Source organism: Paenibacillus elgii NBRC 100335 (genome assembly GCF_004000865.1).
GTDB lineage: Bacteria > Bacillota > Bacilli > Paenibacillales > NBRC-103111 > Paenibacillus_G > Paenibacillus_G elgii.
This window is the reverse complement of record NZ_BIMB01000030.1, coordinates 13,084-31,903: the sequence shown is the minus strand read 5'-3', so window position 1 is coordinate 31,903 and position 18,820 is coordinate 13,084. Positions and strand designations below refer to the sequence as shown.

Here is an 18,820-nt window from a genome sequence, read left to right as displayed (position 1 = left end):
GGGGGCTTGATTTTTGTCTATCGGAGCTCTTGCTTGAGAAATTGATACAGCTTTGCCCCTGCCAGCTTCAAAGGAACCTCCGACGTTTTGCAGAGCAGGCCGAAGGTCATCTCGATGAGATCGCCGCTGATGGCCCGGGCCGTCGTTCCTTCCGGCAGCGAATCCACGGTAATCTTCGGCACCAGAGCAACGCCTAATCCACCGGCGACATAATATTTCAAGGCCGTCATGCTGCCGATTTCCATCGTGTTTAACGGCATGCCTCCGGCATCCTGCATGACCATCTCAAGCTTCCGCCGATACGGACAGGTGGTTGAGGTGATGAGCAGCGGGTATTCCCGGATCTGATCCGGTTCGACGACCTCCTGCTTCGCCAACGGATGGTCTTCGGGCATCAAGACGAGAAATGGCTCTTTGAACAAAGGCTCGAAGTAGAGCTCGGCTCCCAAATCCGGCGCGGAGCAAAGGGCCAAGTCGATGTCGCCTTGAAGAAGCCGTTCGCTCAGCGCCGGCGTGCTTCCGAACTCTACCGCAATGCGAATCTTCGGATAGAGAGTTAGAAACCTCTTCAAAACAGCCGGCAGCCGGTAGCTTGCCGTCGGTTCCGTCACGCCCATACGAAGGCTTCCCGCCATGCCCCACTGCAGCTCGGACATATGTTGCTGTACCCGCTCCATGTCTCTGACAATCGGCAGGCTTTGTTCGTAGAGCAGCCGCCCCGCCTCGGTTAGCCGGATTTTCTTACCGCGCTCGATCAACTGAACGCCCAAATCGGATTCCAGCTTTTGCATCTGCATCGTGACAGTAGACTGGGCATAATTCATTTCTTCCGCGGCGCGGATGAAGCTGCCGTGCTGCACGATCGTCTGAAACGTTTTTAGCATTTTCAGGTCCATTCTCATCCCTCGGGTTATCGAATTCAATTTTTATGAACTTGGTATTCACTTAATTCAATTATACAGAACATGATTCCTGACGTACAATCGACTTATAACAAGCAGCGAAGAATAAGGAGGGCATTTTCGATGAATTTGCGGAATAAAGTAGCGCTGGTCACGGGCGGAGGTACGGGCATCGGCAGAGCGGCCTGTCTTGCGTTGGCTGAACGGGGGGCGGCGGTTATCGTGAATTATTCGCGATCCGCTGCCGATGCGGAAGTAACGGTTCAAAGCATCAAGGACAAAGGCGGGCAAGCAGTGGCGATCCAGGCCGATATCTCCCTAGACCGGGAAGTGCGGCATATGGTCGATCAAGCGGTCCGGCAATTCGGGACCGTGGATCTGCTCGTGAATAATGCCGGGATTACCCGGCACATTCCGATGGACGATCTGGAAGCGGCAACGGATGAGGTGTGGGATGAGCTCTACGGCGTCAATGTGAAGGGGACGTTTTTCTGCGCGAGGGCCGTGGCTCCTTTCATGAAAAGCAACAAGCAGGGAGCCATCGTGAATGTAGGCAGCATCGCCGGGATCACTGGTTTAGGCTCTTCGCTGCCGTATGCCGTATCGAAAGCGGCCGTGCACGGCCTGACGAAATCTTTGGCGCGCGCCCTGGCGCCGTATATCCGCGTCTCCTGCATCGTTCCCGGAGCCGTCGCGACCCGTTGGTGGGACGGCAAGGAAGAGCAAATGAAGCGGCTGGCCCCGCAGCTATTGCTGCAGCGCATTTCCACGCCCGAGGATATCGCCCGCATGATCTGCGCCGCCTTGGAGCAGGAAGCCATGACCGGCCAGATCATTACGGTCGACAGCGGGCAGACGCTGTAATGGGATTCTGGTGCGGAGGTCCGCGGTTCTTCGGCGCTAGGCGTGCCCTGCCCCGTAGAGCCATACCCGCAACGAGGCCCGTAAAAAATACCAATGGAACCCGGTACTGTGGTCGCTTGAGTTTTAGGGCCGGTGAACTGGGGGACCCATGCCTATCGTTTGAGAAGCCAAGGACTTGATAATAAATTCGAAGAAAACCAAAAAAACGGCTCTTGCCGCGTAATGCGAACAAGAGCCGTTTTTTTGCATTGTTCCACGAAATCAGATTCGCCGCCCAGAGTTAATAAGAGTGGAAAATAGGAACTGGGACTGTTATACCAATAGTTCCATACCATCCATAAAAGTCTACGTAAGTGCCTGCTCCTTTGTCTGTGTTTATAAGCATCCATGCTCCAGCTGCTGCAACGGCGGTCACCGCAGAAGCAAACCAAGCAGGAGGAGTCACCGAAAAGAAAAGCATAGTAGCTTGCATGGCAGCAATTGTTCCTGCAACAGATGCAGTATATAAAAGAACATTGTCCTTAAATTTTTGAACAAATTCATGAGAGAAGTGAATCTGAGTTCCCCACCAAGCAATATCAAAAGAAAAATTATCACCTAAATTGATAGCAGCGCGTTCGAATTGTGTCGGCACTAATGTACCGTTGCTGGAGATAGACAACTCCTGTGCATGTTCTCTCACAAAATCATTCGTCTTTTCGATTACTTCTTTGGCTGTCTGAATGTCTGCTTTGCTTAAGATTTTTTCTGCTTCTTTGGTCAAATAAAACTGTTTAGCAGAATCAATTTTTACATATGGATTAACCTTATCGATAAAAGCCTGTGAAAGTTGTGAAATTGCCTGATCAGCTTGAACAGTAACTTCTTGAGGAGCAGCAAAAGCAGAGCCGACCTGACTTCCCAGTAAGGCCAAAGATAAAGACGAAGCGACAATAATTTTTTTCACCCCGAAAACCTCCTATTATTTTGAAATAAATGAATATTTTTGCTAACAAATTAATATTATCAATTTAAGGGTATATATTCAATAAAAACCTAGATATATAAAATTTTTTTCAGTTATCATAGCGCAAGAAATTCGATAATATGGTAAAATTAAACAAACTCAAAAGGGAGAAATTATACAATGAAACAAGTACTACTTAATTTTTTAAAAAAAAGACTACCTTGGAATATTTTGAATTTTATTATTTTATTCACAATTTTGCCTAGCATTTTGAACGTAGATCTTCAAACATCTCTTTTGGTAGGATCAATAGTTTTTGTCGTAGTGGGCTTAATAGAAATTATTGCAATGGCACTGTGGGGACGAAAATAGTTGATCAATAAATTGAACAGAAGGGCTAAAAAAACACCATGTCGGTAATACTTGAACTGTAACCCCCTTTGTGGACAGCATTGAAAAAGTGACTATGGTCTTTTAAGCAGCTAAGAGATGGCTTCTGAATTCATCAGGAGTCATCTTTTTTAATGTCCATTGATAGCGTTCTGAATTGTAATGGGCCATATACTCATTAACCTGTAGCGCAGTTCTTTAAGAGATTGACAATCTTTGTAGTTAAGTTCGTCCTTCATATGACCAAAGAACGACTCCATGGACGCATTATCCCAGCAGTTTCCTTTACGAGACATCGACTCACTTGTTGATGTTCTGTATACCGCGTCATGTATGCTTTATGCCGTAAAGCTTTTCAAAGATTGTGCCCATCCGGCCAAGGTAGAAAATCCGCCCTTGACTTTCCCGAACAAGAAGGTCGGTGGGGTAAGTTACAGTCTGCTTAAAAAAAAGAAAAACCGGACGCCCCAAGCTCGTCGCTTGGGCAAGTCCAGCCTCAAGATATAGATATATTTCCGGTCTCTATTTTGAGAGTTCCCGCCTCGCCCAGCATCGCTCCGGCAATCGTCAGAAAATCCTCCCGCGCGATCTCGAAATGGCCCGAGCGCAACTTATACCCCCAATGCCGGTTCCCGCGCGTAAAGCTGAGCCGATCCAGCAGCGGGGCGATTTTCACTACGCTGCAGGGCACATAGCGGATATCCCGGCGGAACGGCACGAAGGAATCGGACATCCGGTATTCGTAAACCCGGTCGTCCGCCACCTGTCCGATAGCGGTAAAGGCTTGCAGCGGCTCCCCTTCCTTCATGTCCGTACGCGGAGAATAATAAATGAGCCAGTCTCCGGGGCGCATCCTCCGGAGCGGCGCAGACTTGCCGTGGCACAGCTGGGCGAACCCGCCCTGCACGCCCCGGCTTACATGGGAGGCGGAAACAACGCCAATCCAGTAGCGCTCTTGCCCGGGTATCGATTGGTCCAGCATTTGTCATTCCTCCTGTTCATTCCCGCTGCAGTTAAGCGTTAAGCAAGAGAGCTTGCTTCAAACGGTCCTTCTGCAGAAGATGGTGGCGGTAATGCATTTCGACGAGCCTGAACCATTCTTCCGCGGTCAGTCCCCCAAATCGGGGATGGGCGACGGTATGGTGCAGCGGCACATTTTCCAGCTTTGGCGCAATCTCGTTCATGCGGCGCACGACAGATTTCAACCCTTCGACAAGCTGCTCTTTGCTTTCGGGCTGCTGAGGCGTATATTGCGGTGAAGGCGGGACCTGGATGCGCACCGGCGGAAAGCTTCCTTGCTCGAATATGGCTGCCCCCACCTCCGTCTTTTCGCCTGCAGATATGGCGTCATTCCCCTCCGGCGTCAGGCAGCGCTCCGCGTTGGCAAGCTGCATGTACAATGCAGCGTTAATCAAATGCTGATACATTTGTCCGAGCGACCATTCGTTCGCTCCCGGCTGCCGCTTCAACTGTTCCATACTGAAGCCTTCCAGCTCCTGAATGTAATGCTCTGTAATTTCCTCAAAACCCCGCAAAATTTCCGTTGTATTCATAGCTTATTCCAGCTCCTTTTCATCATCTGCTCTTACTATACAAAAACGCTACTGACAACAGTATGTCAGTAGCGCTTCAACATCTTTTCGGCTTCTTCCCGGACCCGGATCTTCAGCGCCTCCGGCTCCAGCACCACCGCATTCGCTCCCCAGCCGAGCACCCAATGCAGCAGCTCCTCGGGCTGCCGGACGCGAAACGTGATAACCAAGCCTTCCTCCCGATCCTCGAAGGCTTCCAGGTAAAAGCTGCACGTTTCCTTCACCCGATCTGCGATCGCCGGACTTACCAGAACCCGCACCCGGACGTTCCGGTCATCCGCAGGCAAGTAATCCTGCAATTGAAAATCCGGAGGAAACGAGAACGGGTCCTCCAGAGCGGTCAGGCCGCTCATTCGGGACAAACGGAAATGGCGCAGCTCCTGCCGCAGCTCGCAATGCGCAACCAAGATCCATGAACCCCGAACAAGGACAAGACCATAAGGGGCGGCCGTGCGGTGGCTGTGGCGGTTCCCATCCATCTCCGGCCTGTTCTTCGAGTAATGGAACTTGACCTTCCTCCGCTCCAATATCGCTTTCCGCAGGGCTTCCACATATTGTTTCTCTTGCCCGCTGATTGGCGCATCACCTGCAGCCAGCAGCCGCATGGTCGCGCGGACCCGGGACGCCTCATTGCTGACGCTCTCCGGCAAGACGGCTTCGATCTTCCCCCGGGCGCTCTGCGCCTTCACACCATACCCGGTATCGAACTTTTGTTCGACGAAGTCCGTTCCGATCAGCAGCGCCACCGCTTCTTCCACCGTAAAGCTAACCGGAGGCAGAAAATACCCCTCCATCAAGGAATAGCCCTGCCCCGGAGCGCCGACAACCGGTACCCCCGCTTCGCTAAGCGCCTGAATGTCCCGGTAGATGGTCCGCGTGCTCGTCTCGAAGCGTGCCGCCAAATCCTCCGCCCGCAGCACCCCTTTGCGCTGTAATTCGATGACGATGGCTAACAAACGATCCGTCTTGTTCATCTCGGCCGCGTCCTCCCCTATAGGATCGAATGCTATCGAAAGCTATTATTGCTCTACTGCTCATATTATTACAATAACCAAATGAAAAATATAAGACTTTCATAGCAATGTTAAACAGATTTTTACTATTCATTCTCCTGCATTTGATGCTAGACTTAAACATAAGAATCTAGCGTGCAGCAAGGAGGTCACACACAATGTCAATTGTCCCGAGCTTACTGGAATTCAATAAGAAATTCGTTGCCGAGAAACGGTATGAAGATTACTTAACGGATAAATATCCCGATAAAGAAGTCGCCGTGCTGACCTGCATGGACACGCGGCTGAGCGAGCTGCTTCCGAAGGCGCTGGGCCTCAAAAACGGAGATGCAAAGTTCATCAAAAATGCTGGCGCGATTTTGACTCAGCCGTTCGGCAGCGCCATGCGCAGCCTGCTGGTCGCCGTCTACGAGCTGGGCGCGCGCGAGGTGATCGTGATCGGCCACCACGGCTGCGGTATGACGGAGATTGATCCGGCGCGCATGGTGAACAAATTCGCAGAGCATGACATCGATCCGTTAGTGATCGAGACGCTTGAGCGATCCGGCATTCGCATGGAAAAGTTTTTGCGAGGCTTTAGCTGTGCGGAGGAAGGCGTCATGCACAGCGTGAAAATGATCCGCAGACATCCGCTGTTCCCCCAAGCGATCCCTGTTCACGGCTTCGTGATGGACCCCGAGACCGGGGCGGTCGAGGTCATTGTCGAGGACTACCGGGAAGGCTGACCCGGTCATAGCATGGAAACCTCCTGCTTTCCTAAACATTCGAAACGCGGCAGCGAGAATGCCATACATTTTTTCACAATGGTGGTTATCATCATGAAGGGGGACGTTTTGTGCGAATTTCCAAGCTTTTGATGGTCATTTTTACGGCTATGATGTTTATTGTTATTTTCCCTTGGCATACGCATGCGGCAGGTAACGAAGCAGATGCCGATCTGACGAGCATTCATCAGGGTGCAGGGGCGCTCTCGCCCGCATTTTCACCGTCCGTGTCGGAATATTGGGTGAAGATGCGCAGCTCCGAGCAAGGCTTCTTCACCGCCGCCACCCCTGCGAACTCCGGGGCGACGATGGCGTACTCGATGAACGGAAGCTCCTGGATCACGCTGGGCGAAAATACGTCGACCGGCTATATCGCGACGAATCGGGGAGACAACAAGTTTCAAATCAGGGTTACCTCGGCCGATTCATCCACGATCAAGACGTACTTGATCCATGTGTATTTTCCGGCGACAAACGATGCGGATTTGAGCGATTTGCGTATAAACGGAGCGGCGTTAACCCCGGCTTTCCAGCCTTCCGCGACGAGCTATACAGCAAGCGTTCCTTATGCGACGAGCAGCCTGTCGCTCACCGGGGTATTGGACGACCCCGCCGCCTCCTTCAGCATCAACGGATCGGCAGCAACCGACGGGACGGCGTCCGCCCCTGTTCCTTTGAACGTCGGCAGCAATACGATTACGGTGCAGACCACATCGAACGATAAAACGGTCAATAAAACGTATACGATTACGGTCATGCGGGCTGCGCCGGGCACGAATTCGGAGTTGAGCGCTTTAACCGTATCCGGGAGCACGCTAAGTCCGCCTTTTCAACCGTATCTTATGGGATATGTTCTGGCGGATGTCAGCTATGCGACCCAGGAAATGACGGTCACACCGACGGCGGCCGATACGGCAGCGACCGTGCAGCTTCAAATTAACGACGGAGGCTTCACAACGATTAGCAGCGGCTTGCCCAGCCAGCCGTTTGCCTTGAACGTCGGGAGCAACCGCATCCAGATCAAAGTGATCGCGGAAGACGGAACGAAAACGAATATCTATAACATGACCGTGAAACGGCAAAACAACGACGCATGGTTAAACAAGCTGGACGTGGCCCCCGGAACCTTGAACGAAGCGTTCGCGTCCGAAAAGCTGGCCTATACGATGGCGGATGTCCCGTACTCTACGTCCAGCTTGGCGGTAACGCCTGCGTTATCCGATGTGAACGCCTCCGTCTACGTTCGCGCCAACGGAGGCAGCTACATACCGGCGGCGAGCGGCTCTCCCTCTACCCTGCCTCTGACGGTGGGCAGCAATACGCTGGAGATCAAAGTATTGGCCGAGGACCCGTCCGTGGAAAAAATATATACCCTCACCGTAACAAGATTAAAGAGTAACGACGCCAGCTTGTCCAGCTTAACCGTTTCGCCCGGACACCTTGACTTCTCCAGCCAGGTAACGGACTATTCCATAACGGTAAGCCAATCCGTCCCATCGCTGACGGTAAAGCCCGTGCTACCAGACGGTAACCGGGTTGCTACGATTCAGGTCCGCGTCAACAGCGGCAGCTACGTTCCCGTTCAGAGCGGCATGGACAGCCCGGCGCTGCCCTTGATCTCCGGCACGCAAAATGTCATCGAAGTGCTGGTTACCGCACAGGACGGGACGACCCGGGTATACGCCATTCGCGTGTCTCAAGCCGGAACGCCAGTATTGACGAAGCTGGTCATGGATGGGATGAAGGTCCGGCTGACCTTCTCCGAGCCGCTGCGGTCCGTTGCGGATGCGTCCTACTTCAGCGTCACCAATATGAGCCGCAACACGGCGCTGTCGGTAACCGATGTCGTCTACACGCCGGGAGGCGCCGAAGCAGGCTTCACCGCGAGCGGGCCGCTTCAGCCGGGGGATGATCTGGAATTCCGTGTCCAAGCCGGCGCGGTACGCAGCCTTAGCGGGGAGACGAACGCGGCCGTAAGCCTCAAGGTAGTCTACGGAGACCCTATTCAGCAAATGCAGCGCAGACTGGCCGATTTCGATACCGACCATGACGGGATTGGCATTCGTGAAGTTCTCGCTTATTTGAACTCGCCGTACGGGCATAATGACTTGAACGGAGACGGTCAATTTACCCGTGAAGATGTGGCGATTGTATTGAAACAGATCGGGGCGAAATTCGTTTCGCCGCAGCAATCATAGAAAGCAGCCGTTTCCCGGCATCGGGGGACGGCTGCTTTTTCGCTCATCCGGAGGCGCAATTGAACCGGACACAAATGCATGGTAAAATTTGCATTAATATGACTGGAAAGGCGGTTAACCGATGAGAATATTAGTTGTTGGCGCTACGGGAACGCTTGGCAGAGCTGTCGTCGACCGATTGAAGGATAACCACGAGATTATAAAAGCGGCACGGCGCGGTGGCGATGTGACCGTAGATATGACATCAACGGAGAGCATCGCAGCGATGTACGAAGCGGTAGGAGAAGTCGATGCGGTCGTTGTCACGGCGGGAAGCGCCAAGTTTCTTCCACTGACCGATATGACCCCGGAGGATAATCAGGTTGCCATCGACGGCAAGCTCAAAGGCCAGGTCAATATCGTTCTGCTCGGATTGGATTATGTCCATGACGGCGGCAGCTTTACGCTGGTGTCAGGCATTCTGATGGACGATCCTATCGCGCAAGGAACCTCTTCCGCGATGGCCAACGGCGCCATCCGGGCGTTCGTCAAGTCGGCTGCGATCGAGATGCCGCGGGGCATCCGGATTAACACCGTCAGTCCAAACGTGCTGGAAGAATCTTGGAACGATTATGCCGGTTATTTTGCCGGATTCGTGCCCGTTCCCGCCAGCAAAGCGGCCGCCGCGTATCAGAAGAGCATCGAAGGCAAACAGACCGGACAGTGCTACGAGGTTTATTAACCCTATTTCACATCGACTGCAAAAATAGATCTTGTTTGTTGGTTTTTATTCCAGTAGGCATAGATCGAGATCGTGTAGCGTTCGGGTTGTTTGGGTAAGTGCAGCCGATCACCGTCCAAGGGCACCGCCTTATCTTCTTTTTTGCCGGCATCCGATTCGGACGCCATAGTAACCTCCAGGTGCAAGGGCTTCATGCCCTTCGGGTATGTAATGACAATATCCGATTCCGGCTTCACGGCCACCGGAGGGTATTCGGCTTGCTTGATCATTTCTGATGCCAGGCCGGGCCCTGTGTAGGGATTGAAGCAATCCGTCCAACATGCGTTGCCATCAAGCAGCGGAATCTCCTGCATCCAGACGATTCCGCTCTCGGTTTTCTTCTCATAGGCAACGGAGGGAACGGGCGCGAAGTTCCGTCCGTCAAATTTGACGCTTTGTTGCTGAATATACGTTGTCCGCTCGTCCTCTCGGTAATCAATGTCCGCGGCCATCTGTTCCGCCACGAAGCGCAGCGGGACATAGACGTGTCCGTTATAGTTGATCACGGACAACCTTTTGCCTGCCCCGTTGATGACGAATTTCTCGGACGTTAGAAAGTCCAGAGAGGAGCTTGCCCCGTAAGCCGCAACGGTAATCACTACGAATACGCAGACGATCGAAGCTATAATATATTTTCTCAAAAGATACCGTCCTTCCTTTTCCGCATCTTGATCCATTATATTACGCGGAGCGGCTTTTTGCCGCTGCTGCGACTGCCATCGTTACGGTTGCGGCATACGTCGGCTCTTCCCGCCGTGATGTTTCCTTATTCGTTCAAGTAAGTTGTCGTCCGGTTCTGGATCAGCTTCGCGACTTCCTCCGCGGACTTCTGGCCGCTGAAGAACGCTACGGCCTCGTCATAGATGATGTTAAACACTTTAACATCCTCGTCAGCATAACGATCGGCCGTATGAAGGAACTGCTTGAATCGGGCAAAGTCCTCCTCCGACACCTTCGCCGTTTTTCCATCCTCAAGCTTATACGCTCCGCCTTTCGTTTGCTTCTGAAGCTCGTCCAGCTTCTTCTCGTTCACCGATTTCAGGAGGGAAAATCTGTCCTGGTAGGGAGACGACTGCACTTCTTCGGATAGCAAGAAGGCCATAAACTTCCACGCCTCCTCTTTGACCTCGGATTTGGCTTGTATCGCAAGCTCCGAGGTGGTAACGATCCGGATTCCGCCGGTTTTTCCTTCCGGGTGCGGCTTTTGCAGCAGCTTCGGATTGGAGAATTTTGCATAGGGGCCCTTGATAAAATCGGCCGGCGAGAAGATCCGCTGGGTGTAGAACAGCGGATTTTCTTTATCCGTCGCTTGGGCTATCATGATTTTGTCGTCATACAGCTTTTTAACTTGCCGCAGCATGTCCGTGAACGCGGGGGAGTCGAATTTGGCTTTCCGGGTCGCGCGGTCGATCAATTGTCCGTAGCTGTCCGTCACCCTTTCCTGCAGGATGTAATGCGGCGGATTACTCTCCAAGAAATTGCGGCGGTCCTTGCCGCTCGCTGTCTGCTGCACCAGCTTTCGGCCTATCTCCTCGAATTGCTTCCAATTCCAGCTTTTGTCGTCGACCTTTATGTTGGCCTTCTCCAGAATGTCCCCGTCCCCTACGAGTGCAATCAAGAAGAAACTGGCAGGCATCGTATACAGGCCGCCGTTCAATTTCATCGCGTCCAAAACGTTCATCTGCAAGTTGCTTTTATTCACCGTTTTGTCCTGGTCCAGCATATCGCTCATGTTCAGGAAAAGCTTTTGATTCACATATTTGTCGGTGGGCAAGCCGCTCGTGTCGATAATATCCGCGCCTTTTCCCGATAGCAGCGCCGTGTTCGTCGTTTTTATATATTTCTCGTTATCGACACGCTCATCGCCCGGTTGCTTGAAGCTCTGGATTTGCACGTCGATGTCGGGATACTTCTCCTTGAATTTCTTCGCAGCCGCCTCGTAGTACGGACTCGGCTCTTTTAGAGATAAGGTCACAACCTTCTTTCCCTCTTTCGAGTTCGGCTGCTCCTTGCTTGCCGTCGTCTCATTGCCGTTTCCGCATGCGGTTGTCGTGGCAAGAATCGCGCAGGCGAATCCAATCCCCAATCGTTTTTTCATCGTAGATTCCTCTTTTCCATCCAATGATTTATATTCGTGCGCGGCTACTGCAAACGCACCCGATTGCCATCCTGCAAGGGCTCGCTGCTTTCCAGAATGATCAGATCGCCCTCGTACACGCTGCCATCCTCCGGAACCTTCGTTACTTTGTCATTCGTTTCCGTGGCACGAATTTGGACCTTGCGCACAATAAACACATCACCCAAAGCGCCTTTCCGTTCTTCCACTTTATAGATGAACTTGCCTGCGCGATCCTCATGTATGGCCTCGTTCGAAATCAACAGCCCCTCTTGCTGCGAGCGCTTCGTGAGTTTGACCCATGCCTGCTCACCTCCTTTCAGTTCGGAGGCCGCCACCTTCACGCGCACCACTTTCCGGGCGATCGTAGCTGTCTGATTGGCCTTTTTATCGGACGAGCTCGCCATGCGCGGCTCGGCATCCGCCAACTCCAGAATGGCACCTTCCAGCATAGTCGGCTGCTGACCCCCTATGGCCTGAACTTCGACCTGCACCTTGTCCTCCAGGGAAATTCCCAGATTGGTCAACAGCGGCGCATCGGCGATAAATTCGAACCGGTAGCCCCGGCTTTCGTTCGTGATCACAACATCTGGCTCTCCCGCGGAAGCCAAGCCCACGACGGCATTCAATTTCGTAATCATCCCGTCGAACGGGGCGGAAATTTCTTTTTGGCTGGCCAGACGGTCCTCCAATTGCTTGATTTTGCGTTCCTGGATGCCCAGATCGATTTTTTGCTTCTCCAGATCGCGGCTAACGCTCCGCTTCTTCATCTCGTCCGCTTCCTGTGCCGATACGATGAAGCGGTCCTGGGTATTTTGCAGCTCGATTTGTTGCTTTTCCAGTTGCGCCTTTTCATCCTGCAGTTCCCGCTCAGCGGACGAGCTGTCATAGGTGACAAGCGCCTGTCCCTTCGCCACCCGGTCCCCTTCCTTCACGTGAACCGCTTTGACCTTCCAGCCGCCGGGATTCGTTAGCTTGGCCTCCGCGATCGGCTTCAGGTTCCCGCTTCCTTCAAGCGTATAGACCAAGCCCGCGCGCGTCGGCTTCTCCGTTCTGACCTTTGGCAAGGTCAACGACTGCAGCGTATTGCCGAATAAGGTGAACAGCACGAGCAGCGCGATAAAGCTGCCGAACACCGCGCGAAGCTTTCTTTTGCGACTACGTTCTACGGGCTCTTCGTTCGGTCCCATTTCCGCGTCCCCCGCCTCCTAACCGTACAAGCTACCCCTTGATGCCGGACAGCTCGATGCCTTCGATGAAGTAAGTTTCTGCATACAAAAACAGCAGCACCATCGGCGTCATATAAAGCATGGACGCGGCGAAAGCAATCCCCCGTTCGCCTTCCTGCACTTTCGATAAATAAACCGACAGCGGCTGCTTGAGCGAATCGTCCAGAAAAACAAGCGGCTGCTCCACCATGTTCCAATAATCCGCGAACAGCAGAACAACGAGCGCCCCCAGCCCCGGCTTGAGCATCGGGACAATGATCTCGCTGAAAATCCGCACATGCCCGGCCCCGTCCATCTTGGCCGCCTCGATATAGGAAAACGGAATATGCAGCGCGAACTGCCTGAGCATGAATACGCCGAATGCCGCGAACACGCCGGGCCATATGATCGCAGACGGACTGTTCAGCAGCCCCAGCTTATCGGCCATCATATAGTTGGGCACCAGTGTCACTTGGAACGGCATAAGCATCGTCATGACATAAACGAGAAACAGCGCATCCCGGCCCCGAAAACGCAGCTTAGCGAAGGCATAGGCCGCCAGCGCACCGACGACGGTCTGTCCCGCAATGATCGGCACTACCAGGAAGACCGAATTCCAGAACATCCTCAGAAAGCTTGAATCGAGGACCAGCACGCTCGCATACTGCTCCAGCGACGCCAGATTCGGCAGCAGCTTTAAATTCACAAACCGGTTCGCGTTCCCTGCGGCAGCGTCGGTCATTTTCCCGATCAGTCCGTAATTGCTGCCGATTTCCCATTCGGTCATCAACGAATTTGTGAAAGTAATCACGATGGGCATTAGCAGTGCCGCCGCGATCACGGCCATGACGGCCGTTAACGCTCCTTTTTGCCAGGCTCTTGAACTTCGCAGCCGAATCACCTCCCGCTATTCCATGAACTGCCGGAAACGGCGCTCCAGCGCAAACAACGCGAAAACGACAAGCAGAAGGCAGCCCGCCATCAACGTTGCCGCCGCAGTCAATTTCTGCATCTCGAGCGTCATGAACATATTGTTCATATAGTGCTGCAACGTATAGATGCTGTCGTGCGGATAATCACCCGCGATCAAGTACGTCTCCCGGAATATTTTAAACGAGCCGGTGATGGACATGATGACGACGAAAAACATCGTCGGCGTTAAATAAACGAGCGTAATGCCGACGAACTGCCGGAGTCGTCCGGCGCCTTCCAGCCGGGCGGTTTCGTAGTAATCGCTTGGAATCTGCTGAAGCCCGGCCAGAAATAAAATCATGTTGTAGCCGACGTTTTTCCATAAATAAATGACCATGACCACATGCCGGGCCGCCTCCGTCTTCATCCAGTCCACACGTTCGAGTCCGAAATAACCGAGCCACGCGTTCAGCGAACCGTTCCAGTCGAACAGCATCTGCCAGATGAGAACAACCGAGGCTACGGGGACGACAAGCGGCAGCACGTAAGCCGTTCTCAGCATATTGCGTATGTACATCTTCCGGTTCAGCAGCAGCGCCAGCCCTAAAGACAGCCCTATGATGAGCGGCACGCTGACCGCGGTAAAATAGAACGTATTGGACGCCGCTTTCCGAAACGAACCGCCCGCAACCAGCTCACCGTAATTTTCCAGCCCAACGAACCGGCCCCCGACCGGGCGATCCAGGAAGGAGTCGTACACCCCCGCAGCAAATGGAATAAGGTAGAACAGCGCGAAGCCTGCGACGCTGGGCGCGAGAAACAGCAGGGCCGCCGCCGCATCGCTCCGGGTCCAGCGTTTCATTCCTTGCGTCAGCATGAACTGGCAACCACCGACCAGCCGTCATGGTCAAGCCGCATGGCAGCTTTCCTGTTGTTCATCGGATCACTCCCGCTTTCTGTGCGTGATAACAAAAAAACCTACTTCTTCATCCCCAGCTCTGTCCTATCCTTCACTTCTAGGATAGGAAATACTGTTTAAAAAGAAGTAGGGTAATCTTAAAGTTTTTCTTAATTTGTTAGCGGCAGACGCACTTCAAAGATGGTACGGTTCGTGCTGCTATGGGCGGTCACCGTTCCGTCATGCTGCATGACAATGTTCTTCGTGATATACAGGCCGAGGCCCGTGCTTCCCTCTTGATACGTGCGCGCCTTGTCGCCGGTATAGAACATATCGAAGATGTGCGGCAGCTCATCGGGCTGAATCGGGACGCCGTAATTGATCACTTGCACCACGACCGCTTCCGCTTCGGAATAAGCGTTCATATCCACGAACCGGCCGTCTTTTCCGTAACGGATGGCATTGGTCAGCAAATTCTCGAACACGCGCGCCAGCAGGTCGCCGTCGCCCAATACCGACAAACCGGGAGCTACCTGCAGCCGGGCCGTCAATTGATGCTTCTCGAAGGCGGGATACAGCTCCTCGTTCAACTGGACCAGCAGCTCGCTGAGATCGATGGTTTGTTTTTCGAACGCAACCATGCCGTAGTTCATTCTCGTAATTTCGAACAGTTCGTCGACCAGCTTCTCCAGACGCTGCGACTTTTGAAAAGCAATATCCGCATACTGTCTGACCTGCTCCTTGGTCAACTGCTCGTCCTTCAAAATAAAATCCAAATAGCCGATCACCGAAGTCAGCGGCGTACGCAAATCATGCGCCAAATTCAGGACCAGCTGATCCTTGCTGTTCTCCGCAAAGTCTCCTCTTTCGACGGCCTGCTGCAGCTTTTCACTCGCCAGATTGATGTCCGTCGCAATGTCCTCGAACTCGTCGCGGGAGGAAATGTATACGCGCTGCTTAAAATCGCCGTTGGCCAGATGATGAATCCCCTTGGAAATTTTATTGAAATAAGTGGCGTAGGGCTTGGTGAGGATAAAGAAAAACAACGTCGCGAGCGGGATGAAAAACAGCAGAAAGAAGTTAATATCTCCGACAATGTTGATGAACATGCGAACATAAGCCAGCGGATCTTCAAACTTCACGAACGTTCGGTAATAAAACTGAAGGATTTTATAGAACAAATACGTAATGGTGCCCGCGAACAGCATGCTTAAACCGAGCAGCAGAATCATTTTGGACCGGAAGGTGCGCACCATGCTAGCCATTAAATGTATATCCCACCCCCCATACCGTTTTGATCAGCTTATGTTTCCGTTCATCCTCTTGTAATTTTTTCCTCAGCTTCCGGATATGAACCATCACCGTATTGCCGCCTTCATAGTAATCTTCGCCCCACACCTGCTGAAAAATATTTTCCGCGCTGAACACTTTCTTCGGATAGCTGGCCAGCAGATACAGAATATCGAACTCTTTCGGCGTGAGATCGACCGGTTCGCCATATAAGGTAACCGTACGCTGATCGGGATAAATGGCCAAGCCTCCCGCTTCCAGCACGGGCTTGTTCTCCGCCGACGCTTGGCTGAGCAGTCTGGAACGGCGCAGTTGGGCGTTCACGCGGGCGATCAGCTCCATCGGGTTGAACGGCTTGGTCATATAATCGTCCGCTCCCCTCACCAAGCCTGCGATTTTATCCATGTCGGACGTTTTCGCGCTCAGGAAAATGATCGGCATATGATTCGTTTCCCGGATTTGCCGGGTCACTTCGTAGCCATCCACTTTGGGCATCATAATATCCAAAATCGCCAGATCGATCGAATGCGCCTGAACGGCCTGAATCGCTTCCTGCCCATCCGCCGCTTTAATGACATGGTAGCCTTCTTTGGCTAGATGCAATCCGATCAAATCGGCAATCGCCGTCTCGTCATCCGCGATCAAAATCGTGATACGCTTCATCGCATTCACCCTCTGCATAGAGTTAACCATTCCATTGTACCAGAACTTCCGATCATGGAAGCAAGGTTACAATGACGCCGTCCATATTGTTTCCCGATAGTTCATAGCTGCGGCCGACCGGCACCGGAATCGACGTATTCCCGGACACGGGATAATACGAGACTTCGTAGGCTTTGCCCTCTACCGTCGCCGAAACCTTCTTTTGCTCCTTCAGGAAATCCAAATATTGCTCCAACGTCAAGTTTTTCTCCTGCATGATCGCACTATGCGGCAAGCCGACATAGCGAAAATGCCACGGCTCGTATTTAATGCCCGTGATCTCCGTCTTGTCCTTGGGATAGCGCAAAATAAATCCGTAAGCCCAAGCGTTTTTTTGCAGCCATTTTCCTTCCGGGGCGCGGTTCATCTCCGTTTGCGTCGATCCGATATCGAGGGATAAGCCTAAGTTATGCTCACTGTAGCCCGCAGGCAGCGCATAATCGGCGCCCATACTTTTATACAGCTGGCCTTGTTCTTTGTTGTCCCGGTAGCCGCTGCTGATCATAAAACTGCTCACGCCTTCTTTGGCGGCGGCATTGACCATCGTTTGAAATTTTTGCGCCACGTCTTGCGACAGCCGGATCGTCTTATCGAGCACCACGTATCCCTGGGTCAGCTCCTTATCCCGAAACAGGTTGACCACATCGGCCGTAACGCCCTCTTCATGCACCGGATACTGCTTGTTGACCAGCAGCAGATTGCCTTGGTAAACCTGGCTTTTGGTTACTTTTATCGTTTGAGCCTTTGTTTGAGTCTTCGTTGGAGCCTTCTTTTGGGGAGCCGCCTCCCGGGCTTGGTCGCCCGTATTACTGTATTCCACGTTTATGGCTTGCGGCTCCTGTTGAATGGCTTCACACCCCAGCGGCAAAAGCATGACAAGCAAAAAAACCCACTTCTTCATCTACGTTTCCTCCTTACGCTTTCATCCTGTAAGGATAAAGAATAACGTTTAAAAAGAAGTAAGGTAAAGATAAAGATTTTATTAACATTTTAAATCATAAAACAATAAACAGATTTTCAGGCTCGGGCGTTATCGTTTGCACCAGTTGACCGGCCTGCCCCGGTTGGGACGCAACCGCCGGCTGCCCGGTAACGGGGGTTCCTCCGCCATTGCCGCCGTTGCCGCCGCAAGCCCCTCCGCCTCCGCCAACGGTAAGGATGCCGGTAACCCCGGGTGCGTTACCTCCACCCGTGCCGCCATTGAACTGCATCGTTCCCGTAATATTGGGCGAGCTTGAAGAAATCAGATGGATAATTCCGCCGCTGCCGCCTCCGCCGCCTCCCTCGCCATCTCCGCCGTTGCCATCCCAGCCGTCGGCTCCGTTGCCGCCGTTTGCAGCGACCGTCCCGGCAATGGTCAGCCCGCCTTTCGCAACGATGACAATGACCCCGCCTGCACCTCCACCGCTTCCGACAATGCCTTTTCCGGCAATTTGAGGGTTCGTGCCGTTGCTGCCGTTTGCAGCTACAACAGCCCCGCCTGCGATTAAAACCTGCCCTTTCGCAAGCAGGACTAGACCGCCGCCACCCTCGCCGCCGCCTCCCAGCAGCACCCGGCTTCCCGCACCTCCGGCCGCGGCCTTCGGAATCACCTGTGAAGCCTGGAGCGTATGGAGTCCGATTCCGCCGTTATACGGCCCTGCCTCCGCAACCGATACGCCGGGATTCGGGGAGCCGTTGCCCGAGTCTGCAGAGCCCGTCAGGACATTTACGATCCCTGTTATGGTAATATCGCCCGTGGATTGCAGCACGATGCCGCTTGGAACAATGAGCGAGCCTGCAATTTCGATTCTGGAGAATTGCAGGTTCAGCCCGGCAGGCAGTACGGCAAGACCTCCGGGGGTGCTCAGATCCAGCACCTGTCCGCTAACGACGATGAGCTCACCCGCCGAGCCGTCCCCATAAACGCCAAGCGCGCCACCAGCTCCCTGCGGGCCAGCTGGACCTTGCACTCCTTGCGCTCCCTGTGCTCCTTGCGCTCCTTGTGCTCCTTGTGCTCCTTGTGCTCCTTGTGCTCCTTGCGCTCCTTGTGCTCCTTGCGCTCCTTGTGCTCCTTGTGGACCTTGAGGCCCCTGGGGTCCTGGTACACCTTGAAGCCCTTGCTCGCCTTTGAAGCCTCTCGGTCCTCGCAAACCCCGACGCACCAAAAAGCAACGCTGTCTGATCAATTTCAACAGGAATCTTTTGCAATTCAAGCTCTTTTTCTTCGCTTCGCCCGGGCATCTCCCTTGATGCTCGACTTTTCTTCGATGCACGACCTTTCTT

Annotated in this window: 19 protein-coding genes and 1 pseudogene; 5 read left to right on the top strand and 15 right to left on the bottom strand. The window is 53.2% G+C overall.

Annotated elements, in window-relative coordinates; all coding sequences use genetic code 11:
• Nucleotides 1-17: 17 nt before the first annotated feature.
• Nucleotides 18-896 carry a LysR family transcriptional regulator gene (locus PEL01S_RS20980; RefSeq protein WP_127461692.1) on the bottom strand — a complete coding sequence of 293 codons (879 nt, stop codon included), beginning with the start codon at nt 894-896 and terminating at the stop codon, nt 18-20.
• A 129-nt stretch (nt 897-1,025) separates the two neighbouring features.
• Between PEL01S_RS20980 and PEL01S_RS20975 the strand changes: the two genes are divergently transcribed.
• Entirely contained in the window at nt 1,026-1,766 is a 741-nt protein-coding gene (locus PEL01S_RS20975) for an SDR family NAD(P)-dependent oxidoreductase (protein ID WP_127461691.1), read from the top strand.
• 280 nt (nt 1,767-2,046) lie between these two features.
• On the opposite strand, the gene PEL01S_RS20970 is transcribed toward PEL01S_RS20975, so the two are convergent.
• On the bottom strand, nt 2,047-2,712 hold the full coding sequence (locus tag PEL01S_RS20970) for a hypothetical protein (protein WP_063185339.1): 666 nt from the start codon (nt 2,710-2,712) through the stop codon (nt 2,047-2,049).
• Nucleotides 2,713-2,892: 180 nt separating this feature from the next.
• Between PEL01S_RS20970 and PEL01S_RS20965 the strand changes: the two genes are divergently transcribed.
• Nucleotides 2,893-3,084: a hypothetical protein gene (locus PEL01S_RS20965; RefSeq protein ID WP_127461690.1), complete on the top strand. Its 192-nt coding sequence runs from the start codon at nt 2,893-2,895 to the stop codon at nt 3,082-3,084.
• A 102-nt stretch (nt 3,085-3,186) separates the two neighbouring features.
• On the opposite strand, the pseudogene PEL01S_RS20960 reads toward PEL01S_RS20965, so the two are convergent.
• The 4 genes and pseudogenes from PEL01S_RS20960 to PEL01S_RS20945 form a co-directional block, all read right to left on the bottom strand.
• Nucleotides 3,187-3,404: pseudogene (locus PEL01S_RS20960) on the bottom strand (integrase core domain-containing protein); the annotation flags it as partial.
• A 194-nt stretch (nt 3,405-3,598) separates the two neighbouring features.
• Nucleotides 3,599-4,084, bottom strand: a complete 486-nt coding sequence (locus PEL01S_RS20955; protein ID WP_127461689.1) for an EVE domain-containing protein — start codon at nt 4,082-4,084, stop codon at nt 3,599-3,601.
• Between the two features lie 31 nt (nt 4,085-4,115).
• Nucleotides 4,116-4,655: a DinB family protein gene (locus tag PEL01S_RS20950; RefSeq protein WP_127461688.1), complete on the bottom strand. Its 540-nt coding sequence runs from the start codon at nt 4,653-4,655 to the stop codon at nt 4,116-4,118.
• Nucleotides 4,656-4,720: 65 nt separating this feature from the next.
• Nucleotides 4,721-5,668, bottom strand: a complete 948-nt coding sequence (locus PEL01S_RS20945; RefSeq protein ID WP_127461687.1) for a helix-turn-helix transcriptional regulator — start codon at nt 5,666-5,668, stop codon at nt 4,721-4,723.
• Between the two features lie 197 nt (nt 5,669-5,865).
• Here PEL01S_RS20945 and PEL01S_RS20940 point away from each other — a divergent pair, with 197 nt between their 5' ends.
• The 3 genes from PEL01S_RS20940 to PEL01S_RS20930 all read left to right on the top strand — a co-directional run bounded on the left by PEL01S_RS20940 (nt 5,866) and on the right by PEL01S_RS20930 (nt 9,390).
• Nucleotides 5,866-6,432 carry a beta-class carbonic anhydrase gene (locus PEL01S_RS20940; RefSeq protein WP_127461686.1) on the top strand — a complete coding sequence of 189 codons (567 nt, stop codon included), beginning with the start codon at nt 5,866-5,868 and terminating at the stop codon, nt 6,430-6,432.
• Between the two features lie 110 nt (nt 6,433-6,542).
• Nucleotides 6,543-8,669 (top strand): cadherin-like beta sandwich domain-containing protein, encoded by a 2,127-nt coding sequence (locus PEL01S_RS20935; protein ID WP_127461685.1) that lies wholly within the window; start codon nt 6,543-6,545, stop codon nt 8,667-8,669.
• A gap of 121 nt (nt 8,670-8,790) precedes the next feature.
• On the top strand, nt 8,791-9,390 hold the full coding sequence (locus tag PEL01S_RS20930) for a short chain dehydrogenase (protein WP_127461684.1): 600 nt from the start codon (nt 8,791-8,793) through the stop codon (nt 9,388-9,390).
• A 2-nt stretch (nt 9,391-9,392) separates the two neighbouring features.
• On the opposite strand, the gene PEL01S_RS20925 is transcribed toward PEL01S_RS20930, so the two are convergent.
• The 9 genes from PEL01S_RS20925 to PEL01S_RS34885 form a co-directional block, all read right to left on the bottom strand.
• Nucleotides 9,393-10,070 (bottom strand): stalk domain-containing protein, encoded by a 678-nt coding sequence (locus PEL01S_RS20925; RefSeq protein ID WP_163768369.1) that lies wholly within the window; start codon nt 10,068-10,070, stop codon nt 9,393-9,395.
• A gap of 125 nt (nt 10,071-10,195) precedes the next feature.
• Complete coding sequence (locus PEL01S_RS20920; protein ID WP_127461682.1) at nt 10,196-11,527, bottom strand: ABC transporter substrate-binding protein; 1,332 nt, start codon at nt 11,525-11,527, stop codon at nt 10,196-10,198.
• A 44-nt stretch (nt 11,528-11,571) separates the two neighbouring features.
• Complete coding sequence (locus PEL01S_RS20915; RefSeq protein WP_127461681.1) at nt 11,572-12,735, bottom strand: efflux RND transporter periplasmic adaptor subunit; 1,164 nt, start codon at nt 12,733-12,735, stop codon at nt 11,572-11,574.
• A gap of 31 nt (nt 12,736-12,766) precedes the next feature.
• Complete coding sequence (locus PEL01S_RS20910) at nt 12,767-13,600, bottom strand: carbohydrate ABC transporter permease (protein WP_127461680.1); 834 nt, start codon at nt 13,598-13,600, stop codon at nt 12,767-12,769.
• Nucleotides 13,601-13,660: 60 nt separating this feature from the next.
• Complete coding sequence (locus PEL01S_RS20905; RefSeq protein WP_127461730.1) at nt 13,661-14,527, bottom strand: carbohydrate ABC transporter permease; 867 nt, start codon at nt 14,525-14,527, stop codon at nt 13,661-13,663.
• Nucleotides 14,528-14,733: 206 nt separating this feature from the next.
• Nucleotides 14,734-15,828 carry a sensor histidine kinase gene (locus PEL01S_RS20900; RefSeq protein ID WP_127461679.1) on the bottom strand — a complete coding sequence of 365 codons (1,095 nt, stop codon included), beginning with the start codon at nt 15,826-15,828 and terminating at the stop codon, nt 14,734-14,736.
• On the bottom strand, nt 15,821-16,516 hold the full coding sequence (locus PEL01S_RS20895) for a response regulator transcription factor (protein ID WP_127461678.1): 696 nt from the start codon (nt 16,514-16,516) through the stop codon (nt 15,821-15,823). Before PEL01S_RS20895 ends, PEL01S_RS20900 begins: the two co-directional genes overlap by 8 nt.
• A 52-nt stretch (nt 16,517-16,568) precedes the next feature.
• Nucleotides 16,569-17,456 carry a VanY-A/VanY-F/VanY-M family D-Ala-D-Ala carboxypeptidase gene (gene vanY, locus PEL01S_RS20890; protein ID WP_127461677.1) on the bottom strand — a complete coding sequence of 296 codons (888 nt, stop codon included), beginning with the start codon at nt 17,454-17,456 and terminating at the stop codon, nt 16,569-16,571.
• 94 nt (nt 17,457-17,550) lie between these two features.
• Nucleotides 17,551-18,507, bottom strand: a complete 957-nt coding sequence (locus PEL01S_RS34885) for a hypothetical protein (RefSeq protein ID WP_218032553.1) — start codon at nt 18,505-18,507, stop codon at nt 17,551-17,553.
• Between the last annotated feature and the right edge of the window lie 313 nt (nt 18,508-18,820).